We start from the raw sequence: 20,756 nt of genomic DNA, 5'->3' as shown, positions 1-20,756 counted from the left end.
CCACCTGGTGCTCGCTCTGCCGGCCGTGTACGTATGGACGTTCGGTGCTGGGTCAGAGCGGTCGTACATATAGCGAGGCCCAGACGGTCTTTCCCGGACCGTCGGTGCGGGGGAACCATCCCCAGCTGTTGGTCAGGGCGGCTACGAGGAGCAGTCCTCGGCCACCTTCCTGGTCGTCGGCCGGCGGGTCGTTCAGCACGGGCAGGCGCTCGCTACGGGTGTCGGTGACTTCCACGCGTACGGTCGCGTCCTCGGCGGAGAGCCGGAGGCGGAAGTCACGTCCCGGTACGAGGCCGTGGCTGACGGCGTTGGCGCTGAGCTCCGCCACGATCAGCGTCAACGCGTCGTGGGCGTCACTCCCGTACGGGATGCCCCAGGCGTCGAGCCGTTCGCCGGCCAGGTGACGGGCGAGGCGGGCGCCGCGAGGCGTGGAGCTGAACCGCATCGCGAAGTGGTGCCAGGTGAAGCGGGGTTGGATGGGCCGCGCGATACGTACGGGGAGGGGTGAAGGGTTGCTGGTCATGCCTCCACGGTGACGACTCGTGGCGTAGCGTGACCAGAGGTGACGCGCCGTCGCAGGTGGGTTGTACGCGGCGACGCGCGGGGTGTACGCACGTGGGACAGGCGGTGGCGAGAATGGCGCAGGACGACGAGGCGGGCGGCACGGCGAGCGTGGCGGGCCCGGAGCCCGGAGCACGGCCCGAGGACGAGCCGGGGTCCGGGGTGATGGTCGCGTTCGGGCGGCAGTTGAAGCTCCTGCGGCTGAGGGCGGGGCTGGACCGGACGGAGTTCGGCAACCGGGTGGGTTACGCGGCCCAGTCGGTGGCCTCCTTCGAGCAGGGCCGACGGATCCCGCAGCCGGGATTCATCGACCAGGCGGACCCGGTGCTGGACGCCGGGGGGTTGCTGCTGGCGCTGAAGGAGGAGGTGGCGCGGGCCCAGTATCCGGCGTTCTTCCGGGATGCGGCTCGGTTGGAGGCCGAAGCGCTGGAGCTGTTTGTCTTCGCGGTGAGCGCGGTGCCGGGTCTCCTCCAGACGGAGGAGTACACGCGAGCCCTCCTCAGCATGCGTCGGCCGCTGCTCAGTGAGGACATCATTGAGCAGCGGGTGTCGGCTCGGTTGGCACGGCAGGAGATCTTCAGCCGTTGGCCTGCCCCGCTGTTGAGTTTCGTGATCGAGGAACAGGTTTTGCGTAAGCCGTTCGGCGGGGTACCCGTTCTGCGCGGTGTACTTGAACAAGTGCTCCTCATCGGGCAGAAGCGCAACGTGGAGATCCAGGTCATGCCGATCGACCAGGAGGACAACGCAGGGGTGGACGGGCCGTTCACTCTGCTCACCCGCAAGGGTGGTGAGCAGGTCGCCTACCTGGAGGTGCAAGGACGCAGCATCCTCATGACGGACCGTGAGGAGGTGCGTGCGGTTGCAGCTCGCTGTGGAATCATCCGGTCGCAGGCTCTCACACCACGAGAGTCCCTGAGGTTCGTCGAGAAGCGGCTGGGAGAGCTATGAAGACCATGGATGCTGGTGCGGCACAGGAGCTGACTTGGTTCAAGAGCAGCTACAGCGGTGCTGAAGGCGGCGAATGCCTGGAGGTTGCCTCGATGCCCACGCGCGTGCTCGTACGCGACTCGAAGTTGGTTCAGGGCCCCATAGTGGCGCTTGGCCCTGAGGCATGGGCGGCGTTCGTTCGACGGCCAGGTGTCTGAGGCACAGAGACAGCCCGAGGGCCCCACCGCAACGCCCGTACGGCGTGCGGTGGGGCCCTCCCGCGTAAGGGCGACTACTCGTCAATGCCCTCGTCGCGGCGGATCACCTGCCAGGCCCGCCGCCGGGTGTCAGCGGTCCAGGCTGGACCGGAAGCTCTTGTCGAGTCCGCAGTTGGTCTCATCGCCGAAGGCGGCCGCCGCCGCACCCTGCAGTCTCAGCGTGCCTCCGGCTCGAATTGGGCAGCCTTGACCGCGCGGATGGCTTGTTCTGTCACGCATTGTTGAGATCGACTGCTGCGGGCCTCAAGATGGTTGGGGCACCAGCAAATGGGGGGCACACAGTGCTGCGGAGCGATGACGGACCAACCATCGGTGCGTCATGAGGCAGCGCCTGCAACTCGCGCTTCAGGTGACGCTGGTACTGGTCGCGAGTCTGCTCGGTATCGTCACGAATTACGCTACTGGCGTCGACGAAGCTCCGTGGCTGTTGCGGGCCATCCAGCAGGCGTCCGTCCCCGCCATCGGTTTGCTGGTCGTCGCGATGGTAGTGGGCCAGGTTGTTGTGTACCGGCTGGAGAATCCGGCGCTGCCGCGGGTCGACTGGCCGCGTGACCGAGTTCCCTACCCCGGCCTGGATGCCTTCGCGGAAGACGAGGCTGCCGCATACTTCGGCCGGGATGTCCTGGCGACCGAGTTGACGCGCAGACTGCACACTTCGCCGGACAGTCCGACCGATCGATTCCTGGTGCTTGTCGGCGCATCCGGAAGCGGGAAGTCCTCACTGGTCAGAGCTGGAGTGATGCCCCGGTTACGGGATCGCCGATGGACGCTGGTGCCCGCGTTCTCTCCGGGGACGAATCCGCTGGGTGCGATGGCCGCGGCCATCGCGTCCGCAGGTGGAGAGCGAGAATCCGCGAGTGCGGTCCTACGCCGGCTGCGGCAGGGCCCGGCCGCGCTGCGTGCCGAACTGACCCGCCTGCGCGGCGGTCGGTTCCGGCGTGTGCTGCTGGTGGTGGACCAGTTCGAAGAGGTCATCACCCTGGCCGGTGATCGGGAGCGTGCCCAGTTCCTCGACGCACTTCGCCTCTGCGTGGAGCAGGACTCGAGTGTCCGCGTACTGGCCACCCTCCGGGTCGACTTCCTCGGCCGGATCCTGGCCACGGGACACGCTGAGATCTGCCAGCACCCCGTTACCGTCGGCGCACTCGGAAGGACCCAGTTCGCGCAGGTCGTTGAACGCCCCGCCGCACTGGTGGACCTCTCCTTCGCACCGGGGGTCGTCGACACCATCGTCGACGACGTCGGCACGGATGACGCCCTGCCGCTGCTTGCCTACCTTCTTCAGGAGATCTACTTCGCCTCCGGCCCCGGCGGGATGGTCACCGAAGAGCTGTACCGTGACCTCGGAGGCGTGGCGGGCGCCCTCGCACGGCAGGCGGACCACACGGTGTCCGAACTGGACCAGTTCGGCGGCACCGCATTCGTCCTGCGGGTCCTGCTCATGTTCGTCACGGTCCAGGGACAGGAAGTGGCCCGAAAGCGTGTCCCTCTGTCCGCGCTCACCGAGCAAGAACGGCGCGTCGTCGACGCCTTCGTCGATGCGCGTCTGCTGGTGTCAGACGTAGCTGGCGGTGGAACCACCGGCCAGGAGCCGCCATACGCGCAGGTGACGCACGAGGCGCTGTTTCGCCAGTGGGCTCCGCTGCGCCAGGAGGTCGAGTCCCGCGCGGAACAACTGCGTGAGCGCGCCGAGCTGGAGCGGTGGGCCGAGGACTGGGAACGTTCCGGCCGAAGCGTCGACTACCTTCTCACCGGGGATCGGCTCACCCTGGCCCTGCGCAGGCTCACCGCGCTGGAGGAATCCGGCATCGCCCCTGAACCGGTCCGCGTGCTCGTGCAGTCCTCGCAACTACGCGATCTAGCCTTCCTCCGCCGCGTGTCGGACAGCATCGGCCAGTACGCGATGGGCAGCGCCGAATCGCATCCTGAGCGGGCCGTACTCCTGTCCCTGGCAGCCCTCGGTGAATGCACGCCCACACCTTCGGCCCGCCGCGGCCTCATGGCGGCGCTCGCGGCGAGCCATATGCGTACACGAGTGGACGTGCACACGGATACCGTCCGCCACATCGCCTGGGCCCCGGACGGCCGGCGACTGGCCACCGCGTCGCGCGACGGCACCGCCCGCGTGCTGGACGCCCGGTCCGGACAGCCGTTGCTCGTCCTGCCGTCCGACGGGGCGATGGTCGAGTCGGTCGCATGGTCGCCGGATTCCGCATACGTCGCGACCGCTGGGCGAGAACGCGTCGTACGCATCTGGGACGCCCTTTCGGGCGAGCCGGTTCGGTTGCTGACAGGCCCTACAGACATCGTGAGACAGGTGGCCTGGTCGCCCGATGGGCGGTATGTCGCAGCCAGTTCGAAGGACTGTGTTGTACGCGTATGGGAGGCTGGGACAGGGATCCTCGCGCAGGACCTGGAGGGGCACAGGAATGATGTCTGGGGCGTCACCTGGTCGCCCGACAGCACCCGACTCGCCTCGGCATCGCACGACCAGACGGCCCGCGTGTGGGACCTTGCCGCAGGCACGGCCGCCGTGGTCCTGGAAGGACACACGGACTTCGTTGAAGGTGTCGCCTGGTCACCGGACGGACTTTCGATCGCCACAGGGTCGGGTGACCACACGGCCCGCATCTGGGACGCCGGGACCGGTGCACTGCGGCTTCTGCTGCGCGGCCACACCGACTACGTGTGGAACCTGGCCTGGTCCCCGGACGGCAGTGCCCTCGCCTCCGCGTCCTCGGACCACACCGTGCGCCTTGTCAGCGCCCATGACGCGAGGGTGCTGGTCGTGCTGCGGGGCCACAGTGACACGGTCTGGGGCGTGACCTGGTCGCCCTCCGGCACCCAGCTCGCCACGAGTTCGACCGACGGTTCGGCGATCGTGTGGGACCTACGGCCACGAGGAGCGGAGGTCGTCGCGGTCGACGGCCACCGCGGCCCGGTGAACCAGGCATCCTGGTCCGCTGACGAACTACGGATCGCCACCGCCTGCGACGACGCGACCGTGCGCCACTGGTCCTCCCGCGACGGGGCCCCCGCAGGGGAACCGCTGAGGTTTGACGACCGGGTCTGGAGCGTGGCATGGTCCCCGATCCCCCGAGACGGCAGGCTCGCGCTCAGTACGAAAGACGGCCTCTTTCGCATCCTGGACGAGGCCGGCTCGGTGCTGGTCGAAGAGCGGGGGGAGGTCGTCGAATCGTGCGCTTGGTCACCGGACGGCCGCCGTATCGCCACTGGCGGACACGACAGCACCGTACGTGTACGAGAGGCGGACACCGGAACCGAACTCGCCACGCTCACCGGCCACCAGGACTGGGTGGGACGCATCGCATGGTCGCCCGGCGGGCGATTCCTCGCCAGCGCATCGGACGACCGTACCTGCCGCCTCTGGGACGTCGCGGAGAGCCGGCAGCTCACTGTCCTGCGAGGCCACGACAATTACGTCGACGACGTGACCTGGTCCCCGGACGAACAGCGGATCGCCACCGCCTCCGGCGACTGGACGGTGGCGGTGTGGGAGGCCAACACGGGCCGCCGTCTCGATGTGCTCAAGGGCCACGAGGGACGGGTCCGTTGCGTGGCCTGGTCTGCCGACGGCCGCTTCATCGCCAGCGGCTCGGACGACCGGACTGTACGTGTCTGGCGCGCCGACACCTTCGAGGAGGTCGCAGTCGTAGGCGTCCATCAGGACAAGGTGTCCTCGGTCGCCTGGTCTCGCGACAGCACCTTGCTGCTCACCGCATCCTTCGACGGAACCGCTCGCATCTGGCACGCCGACCCCGACTACGACCAGCTCGAAGCCCACGCCCGAGGGCGCGTCTTCCGTACCCTCGACGAGGACGAACGACGACGACACCTGCTGCCCATGGCGGGGGCGTAGCCGGACCGCCGACTCAGTACCGCTCTTCCACCGTCCGGTCGTCGGTGCTGACGAGGTAGTCATCCGGATCGAGGCCCATCGCCTTGCGGGCGGGCGAGGCCCAGTACATCGCGTTGCGCTCCGCGAACGTCTCCGGGCCGTCGTATGAGACCAGCCATACGAACTGGTTGCGCTCGCGGTCGACCCAGGCCCCACCGATCGTGAACCCCAACTCCACCCGCAGTGGAACGATGTCGGTCTTCCACCGTGCCACCCACTCGTCCAGCAGGCCGTCGCGGACGGTATAGGTGCGGAGCTGGGTGGTCTTGGCCATGAGGGATGTCCTCCCTGGATCGGCTAGACGTGGGATGTCACCCTGGGCGGGGTGTCACGTGGAAGCCATGTCCTTCACCACCTGGCGCCGGGCACAGCTGCGCCCCAGCATAGATCCTCGAGCTGCTTCCAACCTGTCCGCAACGTCCGCCAGGTGGGCGGCTCTGCAACGCGATGAAGCTCCTGGTAGAAGGTGTCACGACGAAGATCCACCATGCCCCACCAGGAGCTTCGTGTGCTTGCGACGGACCAGTGCGTGGTTCGCCAGCTCAGTGTGCTTGCTGCTGTTCAAGGGGTTCCCCGGCTTCCTTTCGGACCCCCGCCTTATCGGGACGGGTGCGTACAAGTGTGGCCGGTACGTGACTTCGTGGTGCCGATTCAGGCCGAACCGTCGGACGCGTGCGTAGGCGTGCCGGCCTTCGATGGGCCGCCCGCCTCCGGCGGCAATCTGGCCGACAGCAGCCGGGGCACCGTCAACAAGGGGGGAGATCTTCAAGTCCACCGGTTGCCAGGACTGGAAGAAGGCCGGCTGACCGACTCCACCAGCTCCGCCAGCGCCCCGGCCAGCATGTCGAGCCCCGGCCCCGCCGGGCCGCCCGGCTCGCTCATGTACGTGTCGCGGCGGATCTCGATCATCAGCGCGGTGACCCGGCGGTCCGTTCCGTAGTGCCGGAGAGGGACATACGTACCCGCGAACGGGGTGTCGTGTCCGAGACCGTCGTGGCCGACTCGGCTCCCGAACGCCGCCTCGGCCGCCGCGAGAAGCTCCGGCGGGGTGTGGAACGGATCGGTGCCCAGACAGACGGGCGGGCGGGGGCCGGCGCCGTGGAGTTCGTAGGGGAGGGGCACAGTCGGGTACGAGTGGACGTCGATGATCACCGCGCGGCCCGCAGCCGCGAGGCGCGACTCGACCGCCGCCGTCATCGCGGCGGCGTACGGGTGGAAGTACGCCTCCAGCAAAGGATCTGGGTCCGCCTCCGGCGGGCGGAGCGGTTCGCGGTGGGTGGTGCGGGTGTAGACGGCGCCCATGCCGACGGCGAGCATCTCCTCCCGCTCGTCCGGGAAGCGTTCCGGGTCGACGACCAGCCGGGACAGGTTGTTGACGAAGCGCCACGGGGCGGCCGGGCCGATCACCGTCGCCGCGGCCGCCAGTTCGGCGGTGTGGGCGTCGGTGATGTGGTCGAGCTCGCGCTCCAGGGCGGCATCGTCCAACGTGATCCCTTCGCGTGCTTTTCGCGGGATGCGGCGCGACCCGTGCGGGACGTGCAGGAGGACCGGTGAGTCGGCAGCTCCTGGGATGAGCGTGAACGGCTGCGGATCACTCACGGGTGACTCCTTCGAGGTGTTTGTTCGTTCCCGCACCAGCATCCCGGACCGCCCCCGGAAGGCATCGGGGGCCTCCCCGTTCTTCTGGCAGGCCGTCAGCGCGCCGCGCCAGCCGCTACCGTTGATCCTCGCGATCGGTCGTGGCGGTGCCCGGGAGGGGCGCACCGGGCGAACCGGCGGGAAGCAGGGGGCGCACCGCATGCTGGATCCCATATCGATGGCCGCCATCACGGCAGTCCTCGGCGCCGTCGGTTCGGGCGTGGCGAGCGAGGCCGGCAAGTGGGCCTGGGAGACCGCGGGCGGGCTGGTGCGGCGGATGGCCGGACGCGAGGTCGCCGCGCCGACCCGGCCCGAGGAACGGGACGCCGTGGCGCGGATCGTCCACGACAGCGTGCGGAGCGACCCCGAACTGGCCCGCACCTGGAGCGCCTTCGCCCGCACGGTACAGACCACGGGAGCAACGGTCGGGCGGCCCCGACTGCCCTCCTCCGTACGCTTCTTCACGGACCGGAAGGGGGCGATGAGACTGCTCGACCGCGAGGCGGGCCGCAAGGCGGACGGACGCCCCCGGGTCGCCCTTCTGTACGGAGACGACGCCATGGGCACCAGCGCCCTCGCCGTGCACTGGGGCTGGCGGGCGGAAAGTCTGTTCCCGGACGGGCAGCTCTACGTGGACCTCGGCCGCCGGGGCACGGGCAGTGCCCGCACCGCCGGGAGCGCCCTGCGGGAACTGCTGCTCCGGCTCGGGCTGCGCGACGAGCGGATCCCGCCCTCGGAGGCGGAGCGCATCGACACCTTCCACCGTGTCGTCGCGGACCGCGCACTGCTCCTCGTCCTCGACCACGCCCGGTCCGCCGCGCAGATCGCACCGCTGCTCACCTCCGCTCCTTCCGTCCTCACCCTGGTCGTGGCCCGGCGACCGCTCTCCGGTCTCGACGCCTTTCCGGTGCCCGTGGGGCCCCTCAGCGACCGGGACGCTGCGCGCCTGCTCACCAAGATCGTGGGCAAGCAGGTCATGCGCTCCGCCCGTGCGGCTCTCCCCGCCGTTCTGGCACGGTGCGGCGGATCGCCGTACGCCCTGCGCGCCGCAGCGCCCCGGCTCCTCGACCCCGGGCCGCTCACCGCGGCCCCGCCGCCCCCACTGCCCCAGGGCGAACCGACGGACGAACCGACCGACGAACCGACGGGAGGCCTCACCATGAGCGACAGCGACCCGGTGCGCACGGCCGCGGAGGACGCCTACCGGCTGTTGCGGCCGGACGCCGCCCGGCTGTACCGCCTGATGGGGCTGCGGCAGTGGCCCGCCTTCGACGCGGAGGCCGCGGCGCGGGTCGCGGGCATCGACGTGGACGCCGCCGAGGAACTGCTCGGTGGGCTGGCCGACGTACTGCTGCTGGAGCACGCGGACAACGGGCGCTACCGCTACCGGCCGTCCGTACGCGCCCACGCCGAGGAAGCGGCGTTCCGCCACGAGGGCATCGCAGGCTGCTCGGCGGCCACGACCCGCGCGGTCGAGCACTACCTGCGGCTGTCGGTGACGGCGGCGCGGGCCGCACTCCCGGAGAGCTGGCGGGTGCCGGAGGCCCTGGCGGACGGGCCGGACGGCGCCTACGCCGGGCGCGGCGACGCCGTGGCGCGTCTCGCCGCCGAACTGCCCAACCTCGTCGAAGCCGTCGCGACGGCCGAGGAGTTCGGACAGCCGGACACGGTGCTGACGCTCTGCCGCGCCCTGTGGCCGCTCCAGCTCAAAGCGGGCCACCACGAGGCGGTGCTGCCGGCTCTGCGGATCGGGGCGGCCGTCGCCGACGCGCAGGCCCCCGGCAGTCGGACCGCAGGCGCCCTTCACGTACAACTCGCCCACACGTTGGGTGAGTTGCAGCTCGGGGACGAGGCCGGTGCGGAAGCGGCGGCGGCCGCACGCGACGAGCGGGCGGCGGGGCACACCCGCGGTCTGGCCTCCGCCATCGAGATCCTGGGGCTGCTGCGACTGCGCCAGTGGCGCTTCGCCGACGCGTACGACTGCTTCGACGAGGCGTACGCCGTCCTCGACGGCATCGGGCCCGACGACGAGGGCGCGGCGGATGTGCCCCGGGCGCGGGCTCTGCTGGAACGCCACAGGGGCCGGGCCCTGCGGGGCCTCGGGCGGCTGGACGAGGCCCAGGAGCACGTGCGGCGCGCCCTGGCCGTCTTCCGGGCGAACGGCGACGCGTACAACACCGCACGGGCTCTCACGGACCTCGCCGAGATCCTGCTCGCCGGTGAGGAGCCCACAGCGGCGCTGCCGTTGACCGACGAGGCGATCAGGATCCTGGCCGAGGAGAACGCCGACCAGCACGTGGAGTACCTGCGTCGCCTCCGTGAGCGCTGCTCCGGTCCGCAGGAGTAGGCGAGAGGCGCGGCCACGTTCCGCCCGCCGCCGGCCTGTCCGCCTCGGCCGTGACCACCACGTGGTGGGCGGTGCTGCCCGTTCGGACGGTCAGACCGTCCGCGACCAGGACTGCCAGGGTCCTGCCCGCCGCGAGCCAGGCGTGCACCGCCGACGCGTACAACGCCGGGTCCGCGTCGGCTTCCGGCCCTCCGGTCAGCCGGAGCAGGGCCCCGCCACGGGTCCGGACGACGCAGGACGAGGGCCCGGTGACGTACGCCGCGAGTGCGCAGTGCGCGTGCCGGTCCAGTACCTCGGCGGCCCATCGGCCGGGCGGGCCGAACCGCGGGTCGTCCGGAGCCCCGTCCCGGAAGACGACGTCGGCCAGGCTGAGCTGCCCCGGATCGCGGGTGTCCTCATGGACGGCCAGATGGGCGTCCCCCGCCCCGTCGGGCTCACGGGCGGGGTCGGCGTACCGGGTCACGACGACCTCCGGCCCCGCGAGGCAGCGCGTCAGCACGTACAGGGGAGCCGTACGAGGGGCGGGTTCCGGGTCCGGCAGCGGCAAGGGCAGGAGCAGGGCGGGGCCCGGCGGCTCGGGGGCGGCCATCAGCCCGTAGAAGGCCCGCCTCAGCCGTACCGCCGCCTCGCCGGGCACGGAGGAGGTGAAGCGCATCGGACCCGGCTGCGGGATGTGGCTTTCGATCAGCGCGTCCAGTTGGCCGCGCAGGGGCGCCCGCGCGTCGAGTCCGGGCGTGGTCCGGATGAAGTCGGCGACGGGCGCGTCGGGATCGAGGCTGTCCAGGGGTGCCGCTCCGAGGAGTACGGGGGTGCCGAGAGCCGCGGCGTAATAGGTGACGGAACCGTGGTCCCCGATGACGACGTCGGCCGCGAGCAGCGCCTGACGCCAGTCCTCCAGCGGGTCGATCAGCGCCAGGCCGGCGCGTCTGGCCCGGTCCAGCCAGGCCCTGATCTGGCCGGGGCCGTGACCGTGCCAGATGTTGGGGTGGAGGACGGCGGCGATGCGGTACTCGTCGGCGGGAAGCTCCGACGCGAGCCGCGGAAGCAGCGCGGGCAGTGTGTCGTCACCGCCCCCGCCTTCGCCGGCGGCTCCTTCCCCGTCGCCGTCGCCCAGCAGCGACCGGGGGCCCCAGGTGGAGTTGAGCAGTACGAGCCGCTGCCCACGCCCCACGCCGAGCGCCCTGCGGAACCGGTCGCGGTAGGGACGTGCCGCCAGCATCCGGTCGAAGCAGGGGTCGCCCCCGAGCACGGCGGTGGGCAGTGCTTCAGGGCAGGCGGCGGCCAGTCGGTCGAACTGCTCGGGGTGGGAGAGGACGAGTGCGTCGGCGAGAGGGACACCGTCCGCGAGGAGCCAGTCCGGCGCGAGTCCGAAGACCGGGGGAGGCGCACCCTGAGGCGGGGCCGCCTCCGCTTCTGCATCGGCGCTCGGCGCTCGGCGCTCGGCGCTCGGCGCTCGGCGCTCGGCGCTCGGCGCTCGGCGCTCGGCGCCGCCAGCCTTTTAGTGTAGCCGATACCGTGCGAAAGTATGAGCAACGGCCCCTGGATCGCGCTGAGTTCGCCGCCGAAGCTGGCCGAGATCGCAAGGTCCACCGGTGTCGCGAGGGCCTGTTCCCACGGCAGTACGGGCACCCCCGTGTCCGCGAGCAGTTCCGCGACGCCCGACCGGAAGGCCGAGGACCCTGTGCAAGTGGCGAGGAGCTGCACCCCGAGGTCGTCGTGGAACAGCGGCAGCACGTCGAGCAGTCGGGTCGCCGAGGTGACGTTGTGCACGACGAGCAGTACGCGACGGCATCGCACCCGCGTGGCCCAGCGGGCCGCGTCGTCCCCGGCCGGCACCCGTATCCACTGGTCCCGCTCCTCGTCCATACCGGCCCTCTCGCGCTCCCGGACACAAGCGCTGGCCACGATATATCGGCGGGATCCGGGCGACGCGCCGTCCCCCTCCCGCGGCGAGCGGAGGGGGACGGCGAGGTCAGGGTGCGGTCACCGGCCGGAGCCGATCACCGGGTAGTGGTCGGAGAGGTTCGTGTACGTGTAGTCCTTGCCCCAGCTGGACACCGTCCAGGGGGCGCTCTCCTCCTTGATCACGTCGTTCTTCCAGCCCGCCGGCTTGGCGTGGCCCGTGCGGTGCAGGACGTGGTCCAGGTCCTCGCGCGGGTCGTCGGGGTAGCGCTCGGAGGCTATGGAGTTGTCGCGGGTGTCGAAGGAGTACGGGTGGCCCGTCCGGGTCTCCGGTGCGCTCAGGCCCGCGTCGGAGAGGAACGAGGCGTACTCGGCCGAGTGCCCGTCGACGTTGAAGTCGCCCGCCACGACGACCTGTTCCGAGGCCGGGATGTTCTTCGCGTCCAGGAACGCGTCCATCTGCTGGAACTGCCGGCTGCGCGTCTGTGCCGCCTGGCCCGCCGAGCAGCCGGGGTCGGTCGACTGGGCGTGCGTGCCGACGACGTGGACCCGGGCGCCGTTGACGTTCAGCACCGTGTAGGCGAAGCCCTTGTTCGAGAACCAGTCGCCGCCACAGGCGTCCTTGAAGACGAACTGCTCCTTGCGCACGATCGGCCACTTGCTCAGGATCGTGACGCCGCCGTCCTCCGGCGTCGTCGCCGCGTACGAGCCGCCCGTCGCGTCCCAGCCGGTCTTGCTCCGGCCGACCACCGGGGTCTGGTACGGGTACTGGGACGCGGAGTTCCGCAGCAGCGCGTCGGAGGCCCCGTTGTCGAAGGCCTCCTGGATCACCACTACGTCATTGCCCCGGAAGAACGAGGTCTTCGGGATCTCGGCCGCCCGGTGGTCCTGGCCCCAGTTGGGGTACAGGGTCTTGCTGAAGATGAACGCGTTGTACGAGAGCACCCGCAGCGACGGGGTCTCGGCAGCCGCCGCCTGCGGCGCGTTCACGGCGAGGGTGACGGCGGCGAGGGTGGCGGACAAGGCCACACCGGTCAGGCGGCGGAACGCGGTGTTCGGCACGGGGTCTCCTGGGGTCGAGTGGGGGGCGTACCGGTCGACCCCATCCAAGCAGCGGGAGTTACCCACGGGTAGACATCGGGTGGCCCGAGTCTGTCCGGCCGGCTGCCATCCGTCGCGTCGACGCCATGTGTGGGCTGTCGCTCGCGAGATTCCCGTGGCGGCAGACCGTTTCAGGCGAGAGCGCCGTACACGATGAGGTTGTCGACCGTATGACCGTCCGCGTCGAACTCGCCGTCGCAGGTGATGAGCCGCAGCGTGCTGTCCTTCGTCGGGCCGTAGACCTTGTCGGTGGGGAACGTCTTCTTGCTGACCGCTTCCTTTCCGGTGACCGTGTAGCGCAGGGTCTTCCCCGCCCCGTCGCGGACCAGGACCTCGGCCCCGTCGCGGATGTTCTTGAGGTCGTGGAAGACGGCCCGGCCGAAGCGGGTGTCGTTGTGGCCGATCAGAACGGCGGGCCCCGGTGCGCCGGGCACGGAACCGCCGCTGTACCAGCCCGCCGTCATGCCCTTCTCCGCGGGCGGGACCTCGACCGTGCCGTCCGGGTTGAGCCCCAGCTCCATGAGGGTGCTCTGTATGCCGATCGAGGGGATGGAGACGTGGGCGGGAGCCGGCTGATCCGGCTCGCCCGTCCTGGACGGTTCGGTCGATCCGCTCGATCCGGATGCCACCTCGCCCGGTGCGGCAGACGCCGAGGCGGAGGGCGCTCCCGCTGCGGCGGAGGAGGACGAGGAGGAGGGCTCGGCGGACGAGCACCCCGCCAGTGCGACGCAGGCCACGACGGCGGTCAGCAGGGCGGCGGTCCGCCGGAAGCGGTGGGGCGTACGGGACGGCACAGAGAACTCCGGGATCGGGGCGGGACAGGGCGGCGGGACGGGGGGCGGGACGGGGTGGCGGGACGGGCCGGTGCGGGCCGGTGCGCGGGCGTGGCGCCGCCCCGGTGTGGGGCGGCGCCACGGTCAGCTGTGGTGAGCGGTGCGGGTCAGCCGTTGAGGCCGGCCGCCGAGCGGCGGCGCAGCACGATCGTGCCCACGCCGGCGAGCAGCGCGGTCCCGGCCACCGAACCGGCCAGCACCGCGGTGCTGTTGTCACCGCTTCCGGCGGGGCGCTCACCCGCGGCGACACCGCCGCGCGGGGTGACCACCGGGGCGGCCTCCTTCGGTGTGGGCGCGGGCGCGGGGCCCTCGCCCGCCGCGACGCCGCCGCGCGGCGTCACCGCCGGCCGGGCGGCGTCCTTCGCCGCGTCATCGGCGGCCTTGCGCTCGGACAGGTCGACCACGGGGGGCTTGCTCTCGGACAGGTCGACGACGGCGGGCTCCGACGGCTTCGGGGAGGAGTCGGCGAAGGCGGCGGCGGACGGGACCAGCACCGCGCCGGCCGCGACGGCGGCCAGGACGGCGGCACGCAGGGTACGACGAGAGGTGAAAGCGGTCATACGGATAGCTCCATTCCATAGTCGGCCCCGTGACGGTCCCGGATGACGGTTCGCACCGGGGACGGGGCATGCCGCCAGGCTGGCGTGGAGATATGAAGAAGCTGTCAGAGCGCTGTGGTCATCCCATCAGGGGCCGGACGGCGTGGTCCCGGGCAGCCGGAGGACGAACGTCGACCCCTTGCCCTCGACGCTCGTCGCCTCCACCGTGCCACCGTGCGCCTCGACCAGTTTGCGGACGATGGCGAGGCCGAGGCCGCTGCCGCCCGTACGGCGGCTGCGGGACTTCTCCGCGCGCCAGAACCGGTCGAAGACCTGGGGAAGGTCCTCGGAGGGGATGCCGGAACCGGTGTCCGCCACCTCGACCAGCACCGCCCCGTCACCCTCGTCGGAGACGTACGCGCGCAGCGTCACCCGGCCGCCCTCCGGAGTGTGCCGTACGGCGTTGGACACCAGGTTGCCCACCACCTGCCGGAGCCTGACCGGATCGGCGCGCAGGGCCGGCCCCGGGGCGGTGCCCGTGACGGCGAGGGTGACGCCCGCGTTCTCCGCCCGCGCCTGGTGGGCGGCGGCGGCCTGGCTCAGCAGCTCCCGGGCCTCGACGGGTTCGGGATGCAGTCGCAGCACCCCGGCGTCGGCGGCGGCAAGGTCCTGGAGGTCGTCGATGATGTGCTGGAGCAGCAACGCTTCCTCCAGCAGTGAGGAGACGAACGCCGGGTCGGGGTCGGCGAGCCCGTCCTGGGCGGCCTCCAGCCAGCCCCGGATGTTGCTCAGCGGGGTGCGCAGCTCATGGGCGACGTCGCTCACCATGGCCTTGCGCTGCTCCTCCAGCCGCGCCCGGTGCGCGGACATGTCGTTGAACGCCGCGGCGAGCCGGCCGACCTCGTCGTCCCCCGAGACGGGCACCGACTCCGGCCGCTCCCCGTCGCGCATACGCTGCGCGGCGCCGGTCAGTGCGTGCAGCGGGCGCACCAGCCGGGCTCCGGCGAACACCGAAGCGCCCACGGTGAGGGCCAGCACGAGCGCCGCGGCCCCGGCGATCCTGGCCGTGTTCGCGGGGGAGAGGTCGAACCCGGGCAGCGTCGCGCCGCCCTCGTCGCCGATGAAGAGGAGGGCGGGGGAGGCCACGTACGAGCTGAGCTGTTCACTCCGGGCCGTGCCCACACAGGACGCGATGGCCCGGTCGTTCTCCCCGGTGCGTTCCGGCGTCACGACGGATGGCTCGGCCCCCTCCGAAGGGGCGTCGCGCGGCGTCGGCACAGGCGCCGGCTCCGGCACGAGCGGCCCGGGTTCGTCCGGCCGGGGACCGGACTCGGGCGCCAGGGACACCCGCGCCGGATCGCCCCAGGACAGGTCGCTGTTCAGCCGTACGCCCTCGCGGCCCTGGCGCTTCAGACAGGCGTCGGCCAGCTCGGTGAGCGCGTCCAGCGCCTTGCGTTCCGAAGGGGTGGGTGTGTCCAGAGCGGCGAGATCACAGCGAGTGCCCAGCGCGCGTTCGGGGTCGTTGCCCACGATCTGCACCCGGGGGCGGCCGCTCGGGCCGACCACCACGTCCGAGGCGATGCCCGCCCGGTTCAGGCACTCCACCTTGTCGTCGGCGGTCCGCCGCAACGCCTTGCCGTCCGCCGCCGACAGCCGGAACGGCCCCACCGCCCGGGGGTCGATGCGGTCGGCCGCCGTGCCCTGCCCGGCGGTCCCGCGCGCCGCCAGAACGGTGTCCACGGACAACGGGTCGACCACGGCGGACGCCTGCGGCCCGAGCGCCGGGGCGGTCGCCGTGGTGGCCGAGTCGGCGAGCGGCTGCCTGCCCTGCGTGGTCAGGGCGACCCGGCGGCCCGACTCCCGGGCCAGCTCCCGCACCGTCGCACCGACCCCGTCCCAGGTCGGATGGCGGGCGGCGTACTCCAGCAGGGTGTCGTAGATCCGGGCGTCCGCGGTGAGGTTCTGCCCCTGCTCCTGCTTGATCGCACCCGAGGTGGTCTGCACGGCGATCCAGGCGGTGGCCGCCACCGAACACGCGGCCACCAGCGCCGAGACGGCGAGCAGCCGCCCCAGCAGGCTCCGGCGCAGCGGCAGCCGCGCCCGGCCCGGCGTCTCCCGCCGGCCGCCGCACCGCCCGGGTCGGCCGGCGCTCCTGCCATCCCCGCCCGTCCCGCGCACGACCGCCCCGTCGTCCCCGTCGCGCACCCTACGCACGCCGGACCGCCTTCGCCGGATCGGTGAGCTTGTAGCCGACGCCGAACACGGTGAGCAGGCGCTCCGGTCGCCGCGGGGCCCGCTCGATCTTCTTGCGCAGGTTCATGACGTGCACGTCGACGGTCCGGGCGCTGATGTAGCGGTCGAACCCGTGGAGCTCCTCCAGCAGCCGCTGACGGCTGAACACCCGGTCCGGTCCCGCCGCCAGGGCCGCCAGGATCCGGAACTCGCCCGGGGTGCACTCCACCGCCCCGCCGCCCACGGACACCTCGTGCCGCGCCGGGTCGACCACGAGGGCGCCGACCCGAAGAACCGGGTCCTCGGCCACCGGCTCCGGGGCGGCGGTACGCCGGGTGCGCCGCAACAGGGTACGGACGCGGGCCATCAGCTCGCGCGGACTGTAGGGCTTGGTCATGTAGTCGTCGGCGCCGAGGTCGAGACCGAGCAGGAGGTCGTCCTCGGTCGAGCGGGCGGTCAGCATCAGCACCGGCAGCTCGCGGTTCTCGGACCGCAGCACCCGCACCACGTCCAGGCCGTCGGCCCGGGGCATCATCACATCGAGAACGAGCAGGTCGGGTTCCTGGTGCCGGACGGCGTCGAGCGCGGCGAGGCCGTCGCCCACGATCCGTACGGCGTGTCCTTCCCGTTCCAGATAGCGGCGTACGAGCTCGGCCTGCTTCTCGTCGTCCTCGGCAACTATGACGTCAGCGCACACGCCCCGATCGTAGAGCGGTGGGACAGCGGTGCGCGCCCGGGGCGGCCCCCGCGCCGTCCACATCCCGGACGCGGCCCCGGACGCGACTTCGGCCGGGACCCCGACCGGTACCGACCGTCGGCGCCCGGCCGAGCCCCGCGCATGATGCCGACCTTGTGATCAAAGGTGCGCAGATGTCATGGGAGAACGGGCGGAACATGAGGTCGAATCGTTCGGAGGTAGGGCGAAAATGAGCGCGAACAGCTCCGGTGGTTCACGCAATCTCCTTATAGTGGTGCCGCGTTGATCGTATGGTCGCAACGCGCGAAGCCGCCGCCCCTGGAGTCCGTACGATGACGAACCCCTCGTCCGCCACGCCCGCGTCCACGGCCGGCGCCGGAGGAGGCTGCCCCGTGGGTGCCGGTACGGGCGCCGTCGCGCTCGGCGGGCCCGGCTTCCCCACCGAGCCGCGGGAGCTCTACCGGTCCATGCGGCGCGACCACGGCCCCGTCGTCCCCGTCGAGCTGCCCGGCGGCTTTCCCGCCTGGCTGGTGATCGGCTACCGGGAACTCCACCAGGTCACCAGCGACGGGGAGCTGTTCCCCCGGGACGTCTCCCTGTGGAACCAGTGGGGACACGTCCCCGCCGACTGGCCGCTGCTGCCCATGGTGGGCACCCCCATGCCGTCCATCTACTTCACCGCCGGAGCCGAGCACCGCCGGCACGTCGACATGGTCGTACCGGCTCTCGAGGAGACCGACCCCTTCGAGATCCGGCAGCACTGCGAGCAGTTGGCCGACCGCCTCATCGACGCCGTCTGCACCCGGGGCACCGCCGACCTCGTCGCCGAGTTCGCCGAACCGCTGCCCGTCCTCGTGCTCGCCCGGCTCGTCGGCTTCCCCGACGACGAGGGCGCCGACATCGCGCGGGTGCTCAAGGACCTCGCCGACGGCGGCCCCGGCGCGCAGAAGGCGCATCTGAGCTTCGGTGAGCACATGCGGCGCCTCGTGGCGGTGAAGCGGGCCCGGCCCGGTGACGACGTGACCTCCCGGATGCTCGCCCACTCCGAACCGTTCACGGACGAGGAGTACGCGCTCGACCTGATGGCCATCACGGCTGCGGGCCACCTGACCACCGCCGACTGGATCAGCAACTCCACCCGGCTGATGCTCACCGAGGACCAGTTCGCCGACGCCCTGTCCGGCGGCCGGCACAGTGTCGCCGAGGCCATGAACGAGGTGCTGTGGGAGGACGGCCCCACCCAGATCCTGGCCGGCCGCTGGGCCGCGCGCGACGCCCGGCTCGGCGGACGGAACATCGCCCGCGGCGACATGCTGCTCCTCGGCCTCGGCGCGGCCAACGCCGACCCGCACATCCGGCAGCAGGTCACCGCCTCCGCCGTCCGCTCCGGGCAGGGCGGCAACAGCGCGCACCTGGCCTTCAGCCACGGCGAGTACCGCTGCCCCTTCCCCGCCCAGGAGATCGCCGAGATCATCGCCCGTACCGGCATCGAGGTGCTGCTGGACCGGCTGCCCGACCTCGAACTGGCCGTCCCCGCCACCGACCTGGTCCGCCGGCCGTCCGCGTTCCTGCGCGGGACGACCGCCCTGCCCGTCCGCTTCACTCCCGTACGCACGACAGGAGACGCGTTGTGAACTGCCCGCACACTGCCGCCGCGCCGGCCGACCGGGGCGCCGGGACCGTCGTCATCGACCCCATGGTCCAGGACCTGGACGGCGAGACCGCCCGGCTGCGCGAGGCCGGGGCCCTCGCCCGGATCGACCTGCTCGGCGTACCGGCCTGGACGGTCACCCGGCACGCCGAGGCACGCCAGCTCCTCCTCGACCCGCGGCTGGTGAAGGACATCGACGCCTGGGGCCTCTGGCAGAGCGGCGCGGTGACCCACGCGTGGCCGCTGATCGGCATGATCGACGCCGGGCGCTCCATGTTCACCGTCGACGGAGCCGAACACCGACGGCTGCGCACCAAGACCTCGCAGGCGCTCACCCCCCGCCGCCTGGAGGCGATCCGCCCGGAGATCGAGAAGTTCACCCAGGAGCTGCTGGACGCCCTCGACGCCGCGCGGGGGGACGACGGGGTCGTCGACCTGAAGGCGGTCTTCGCCCAGCCGCTGCCGATGCGGGTGGTGGGCATGCTCATGGGCGTGGACGAGTCCCAGCACGCCATGCTGACCAGGCAGTACAAGGCGTTCTTCTCCATGCTCACCCCGCAGGACGAACGCCTCGCGCTGCTCGCCGAGTTGGACGTCTTCTACACCGACCTCGTACGGGAGAAGACCGCCCGGCCCACGGACGACCTCACCAGCGCGCTGATCCTGGCCGAGGAGGGCGGCGAGCCGCTCACCGAGGAGGAGGTGGTGGGCAACCTCAAGGCCATGGTCGCCGCCGGGCACGAGACCACCATCGGACTCGTCCTCAACGCCGTACGGGCCCTCCTCTCCCACCCCGACCAGCTGCGCAAGGTGCTCGCCGGGGAGGCCGACTGGGACGCGGTGATCGAGGAGACGCTGCGCTGGGACACCCCCACGACCCACCTGCTGATGCGTTTCGCCACCGAGGACATCACCGTCGGCGACGAGGTGATCCGCAAGGGCGAGGGAGTCGTCGTCTCCTACCGGGCGATCGGGCGCGACATCGAGCAACACGGCCCCGACGCCGACGCCTTCGACATCACCCGGCCCACCCGGAACCGCCACATGACCTTCGGCCACGGCCCGCACATCTGTCCCGGCGCGGCCCTGTCGCGCGTCGAGGCGGGCATCGCGCTGCCCGCTCTGTTCACGCGTTTCCCCGGACTGCGCCTCGCCGTCCCGGACGAGGAGATCACCAAGCTTCCGGTGATGACGCAGAACGACATGACCGCCTTCCCGGTCCTCCTGGGCTGACGGCGAAGCCAGGAGCGGGGACGGGAGGGGCCGTATGCCGTCCGGACCGGGCTTCCTGGCGCTCCCGCCGCATCGCTCCGGCACGGCCTCCCTCCTGTCCGACGCGGCACGCCGACGCGGCATGGAGGTGACCGTGCTGCCCGCCGACGGAGTCCCCGAGCGGTACCGGGGGAGGGAGGACGGGCACTACTACGGCGGCCCGCGCTTCGGCGCCCGGGTCGCGGGTCCACTCGGGGTGGCGCTCCTGGAGCCGCACGACGGGTGGCTGGACGTCCTGCCCGGCGCCTTCACCGGCCGGAGCATCAGCCGGGTGCCCCTCTCCCGGGCCCGCCGCCGTACCGGCCCGCTCTTCGTCAAACCTCCCACCGACAAGAGCTTCCCCGCCGCCGTCCACCCGGACGGCTCCTCTCTCCCGCAGCCTCCGCCGGGCTCCGGCGACCCGCTGGTCCAGGTCAGCGAAGTCGTCAGCTGGGACGACGAGTTCAGGCTCTTCCTGCTCGACGGCGAGGTCCGCACCGGATCGCGCTACGCCGTACACGGTCGGCTCGACGCGGCCCCACTGGCCGGCCACCCCCAGGAGGCCGCCGTGCGCGCTTTCGCCGACCGGCTCACCGAGGAGTGCGGGGACACCCTGCCCGGAGCCGTCGTCGTGGACGTCGGACGGATGCGCCTCCCCGGCCGGGAAGCCGACTGGGCGGTCGTCGAGGCCAACATGGCCTGGTTCAGCACCGTGTACGCCGCCGACCCCGACCGCGCCCTGGACGTGGTGCTCCGGTCGGCGGGCCCCGGCGGCCTGGTCCGCGAGCGGGACCTGGCGTTCCGGCGGGACCCGCCCCACCGAGCCCGCGTCCAAGGGCTGGGGCGGCGCCCCGGACGGGGCCGAAGGGGCACGTGAAGA

At 71.8% G+C, this 20,756-nt stretch carries 16 protein-coding genes; 7 read left to right on the top strand and 9 right to left on the bottom strand.

Annotated elements, in window-relative coordinates; all coding sequences use genetic code 11:
• Positions 1-52: 52 nt before the first annotated feature.
• Complete coding sequence (locus AB0F29_RS02675) at positions 53-523, bottom strand: ATP-binding protein (protein WP_361866922.1); 471 nt, start codon at positions 521-523, stop codon at positions 53-55.
• A 113-nt stretch (positions 524-636) separates the two neighbouring features.
• Between AB0F29_RS02675 and AB0F29_RS02670 the strand changes: the two genes are divergently transcribed.
• From AB0F29_RS02670 to AB0F29_RS02660, 3 genes are all read left to right on the top strand, one after another.
• Positions 637-1,509 carry a helix-turn-helix transcriptional regulator gene (locus AB0F29_RS02670; RefSeq protein WP_361866920.1) on the top strand — a complete coding sequence of 291 codons (873 nt, stop codon included), beginning with the start codon at positions 637-639 and terminating at the stop codon, positions 1,507-1,509.
• On the top strand, positions 1,506-1,706 hold the full coding sequence (locus AB0F29_RS02665) for a DUF397 domain-containing protein (protein WP_361866919.1): 201 nt from the start codon (positions 1,506-1,508) through the stop codon (positions 1,704-1,706). Before AB0F29_RS02670 ends, AB0F29_RS02665 begins: the two co-directional genes overlap by 4 nt.
• Positions 1,707-2,085: 379 nt before the next feature.
• A complete protein-coding gene (locus AB0F29_RS02660) occupies positions 2,086-5,646 on the top strand; it encodes an AAA family ATPase (RefSeq protein ID WP_361866918.1) in 3,561 nt (1,186 codons plus the stop codon).
• A gap of 13 nt (positions 5,647-5,659) precedes the next feature.
• On the opposite strand, the gene AB0F29_RS02655 is transcribed toward AB0F29_RS02660, so the two are convergent.
• Positions 5,660-5,959, bottom strand: a complete 300-nt coding sequence (locus AB0F29_RS02655; RefSeq protein ID WP_274343069.1) for an NIPSNAP family protein — start codon at positions 5,957-5,959, stop codon at positions 5,660-5,662.
• Between the two features lie 491 nt (positions 5,960-6,450).
• On the bottom strand, positions 6,451-7,284 hold the full coding sequence (locus AB0F29_RS02650) for an N-formylglutamate amidohydrolase (protein WP_361866917.1): 834 nt from the start codon (positions 7,282-7,284) through the stop codon (positions 6,451-6,453).
• A 199-nt stretch (positions 7,285-7,483) separates the two neighbouring features.
• Here AB0F29_RS02650 and AB0F29_RS02645 point away from each other — a divergent pair, with 199 nt between their 5' ends.
• Positions 7,484-9,670 (top strand): tetratricopeptide repeat protein, encoded by a 2,187-nt coding sequence (locus tag AB0F29_RS02645; protein ID WP_361866915.1) that lies wholly within the window; start codon positions 7,484-7,486, stop codon positions 9,668-9,670.
• Here AB0F29_RS02645 and AB0F29_RS02640 read toward each other — a convergent pair.
• The 6 genes from AB0F29_RS02640 to AB0F29_RS02615 all read right to left on the bottom strand — a co-directional run bounded on the left by AB0F29_RS02640 (position 9,585) and on the right by AB0F29_RS02615 (position 16,974).
• Complete coding sequence (locus AB0F29_RS02640; RefSeq protein ID WP_361867030.1) at positions 9,585-10,889, bottom strand: hypothetical protein; 1,305 nt, start codon at positions 10,887-10,889, stop codon at positions 9,585-9,587. The genes AB0F29_RS02645 and AB0F29_RS02640 overlap by 86 nt on opposite strands.
• A gap of 764 nt (positions 10,890-11,653) precedes the next feature.
• On the bottom strand, positions 11,654-12,634 hold the full coding sequence (sph, locus tag AB0F29_RS02635) for a sphingomyelin phosphodiesterase (protein WP_361866913.1): 981 nt from the start codon (positions 12,632-12,634) through the stop codon (positions 11,654-11,656).
• A 170-nt stretch (positions 12,635-12,804) separates the two neighbouring features.
• Positions 12,805-13,467, bottom strand: a complete 663-nt coding sequence (locus tag AB0F29_RS02630) for a class F sortase (RefSeq protein WP_361866912.1) — start codon at positions 13,465-13,467, stop codon at positions 12,805-12,807.
• 146 nt (positions 13,468-13,613) lie between these two features.
• Complete coding sequence (locus AB0F29_RS02625) at positions 13,614-14,066, bottom strand: hypothetical protein (RefSeq protein ID WP_361866911.1); 453 nt, start codon at positions 14,064-14,066, stop codon at positions 13,614-13,616.
• Between the two features lie 126 nt (positions 14,067-14,192).
• On the bottom strand, positions 14,193-16,133 hold the full coding sequence (locus AB0F29_RS02620; protein WP_361867028.1) for a HAMP domain-containing sensor histidine kinase: 1,941 nt from the start codon (positions 16,131-16,133) through the stop codon (positions 14,193-14,195).
• Positions 16,134-16,251: 118 nt separating this feature from the next.
• Positions 16,252-16,974: a response regulator transcription factor gene (locus AB0F29_RS02615; protein ID WP_361866910.1), complete on the bottom strand. Its 723-nt coding sequence runs from the start codon at positions 16,972-16,974 to the stop codon at positions 16,252-16,254.
• A 332-nt stretch (positions 16,975-17,306) separates the two neighbouring features.
• Between AB0F29_RS02615 and AB0F29_RS02610 the strand changes: the two genes are divergently transcribed.
• Genes AB0F29_RS02610 through AB0F29_RS02600 form a run of 3 tightly spaced genes read left to right on the top strand, consistent with a single transcriptional unit; the run spans position 17,307 to position 20,753 of the window.
• Complete coding sequence (locus AB0F29_RS02610; protein WP_361866908.1) at positions 17,307-18,608, top strand: cytochrome P450; 1,302 nt, start codon at positions 17,307-17,309, stop codon at positions 18,606-18,608.
• Positions 18,605-19,858, top strand: a complete 1,254-nt coding sequence (locus tag AB0F29_RS02605) for a cytochrome P450 (protein WP_361866907.1) — start codon at positions 18,605-18,607, stop codon at positions 19,856-19,858. Before AB0F29_RS02610 ends, AB0F29_RS02605 begins: the two co-directional genes overlap by 4 nt.
• 34 nt (positions 19,859-19,892) lie before the next feature.
• Complete coding sequence (locus tag AB0F29_RS02600) at positions 19,893-20,753, top strand: ATP-grasp domain-containing protein (RefSeq protein ID WP_361866905.1); 861 nt, start codon at positions 19,893-19,895, stop codon at positions 20,751-20,753.
• The last annotated feature ends 3 nt before the right edge of the window (positions 20,754-20,756 follow it).

This window comes from Streptomyces sp. NPDC026589 (assembly GCF_040638385.1).
Taxonomy (GTDB): domain Bacteria; phylum Actinomycetota; class Actinomycetes; order Streptomycetales; family Streptomycetaceae; genus Streptomyces.
Note: the sequence above shows the minus strand (reverse complement) of the source record. Positions and strands in the feature narration are given on the sequence as shown.

What these genes read in the sequence shown, in the direction of transcription:
- AB0F29_RS02675 (WP_361866922.1), bottom strand. Translation starts at nt 523, where the DNA reads ATGACCAGCAACCCTTCACCCCTCCCCGTACGTATCGCGCGGCCCATC.
- AB0F29_RS02670 (WP_361866920.1), top strand. Translation starts at nt 637, where the DNA reads ATGGCGCAGGACGACGAGGCGGGCGGCACGGCGAGCGTGGCGGGCCCG.
- AB0F29_RS02665 (WP_361866919.1), top strand. Translation starts at nt 1,506, where the DNA reads ATGAAGACCATGGATGCTGGTGCGGCACAGGAGCTGACTTGGTTCAAG.
- AB0F29_RS02660 (WP_361866918.1), top strand. Translation starts at nt 2,086, where the DNA reads ATGAGGCAGCGCCTGCAACTCGCGCTTCAGGTGACGCTGGTACTGGTC.
- AB0F29_RS02655 (WP_274343069.1), bottom strand. Translation starts at nt 5,959, where the DNA reads ATGGCCAAGACCACCCAGCTCCGCACCTATACCGTCCGCGACGGCCTG.
- AB0F29_RS02645 (WP_361866915.1), top strand. Translation starts at nt 7,484, where the DNA reads ATGCTGGATCCCATATCGATGGCCGCCATCACGGCAGTCCTCGGCGCC.
- AB0F29_RS02640 (WP_361867030.1), bottom strand. Translation starts at nt 10,889, where the DNA reads ATGCTGGCGGCACGTCCCTACCGCGACCGGTTCCGCAGGGCGCTCGGC.
- AB0F29_RS02625 (WP_361866911.1), bottom strand. Translation starts at nt 14,066, where the DNA reads ATGACCGCTTTCACCTCTCGTCGTACCCTGCGTGCCGCCGTCCTGGCC.
- AB0F29_RS02610 (WP_361866908.1), top strand. Translation starts at nt 17,307, where the DNA reads ATGACGAACCCCTCGTCCGCCACGCCCGCGTCCACGGCCGGCGCCGGA.
- AB0F29_RS02600 (WP_361866905.1), top strand. Translation starts at nt 19,893, where the DNA reads ATGCCGTCCGGACCGGGCTTCCTGGCGCTCCCGCCGCATCGCTCCGGC.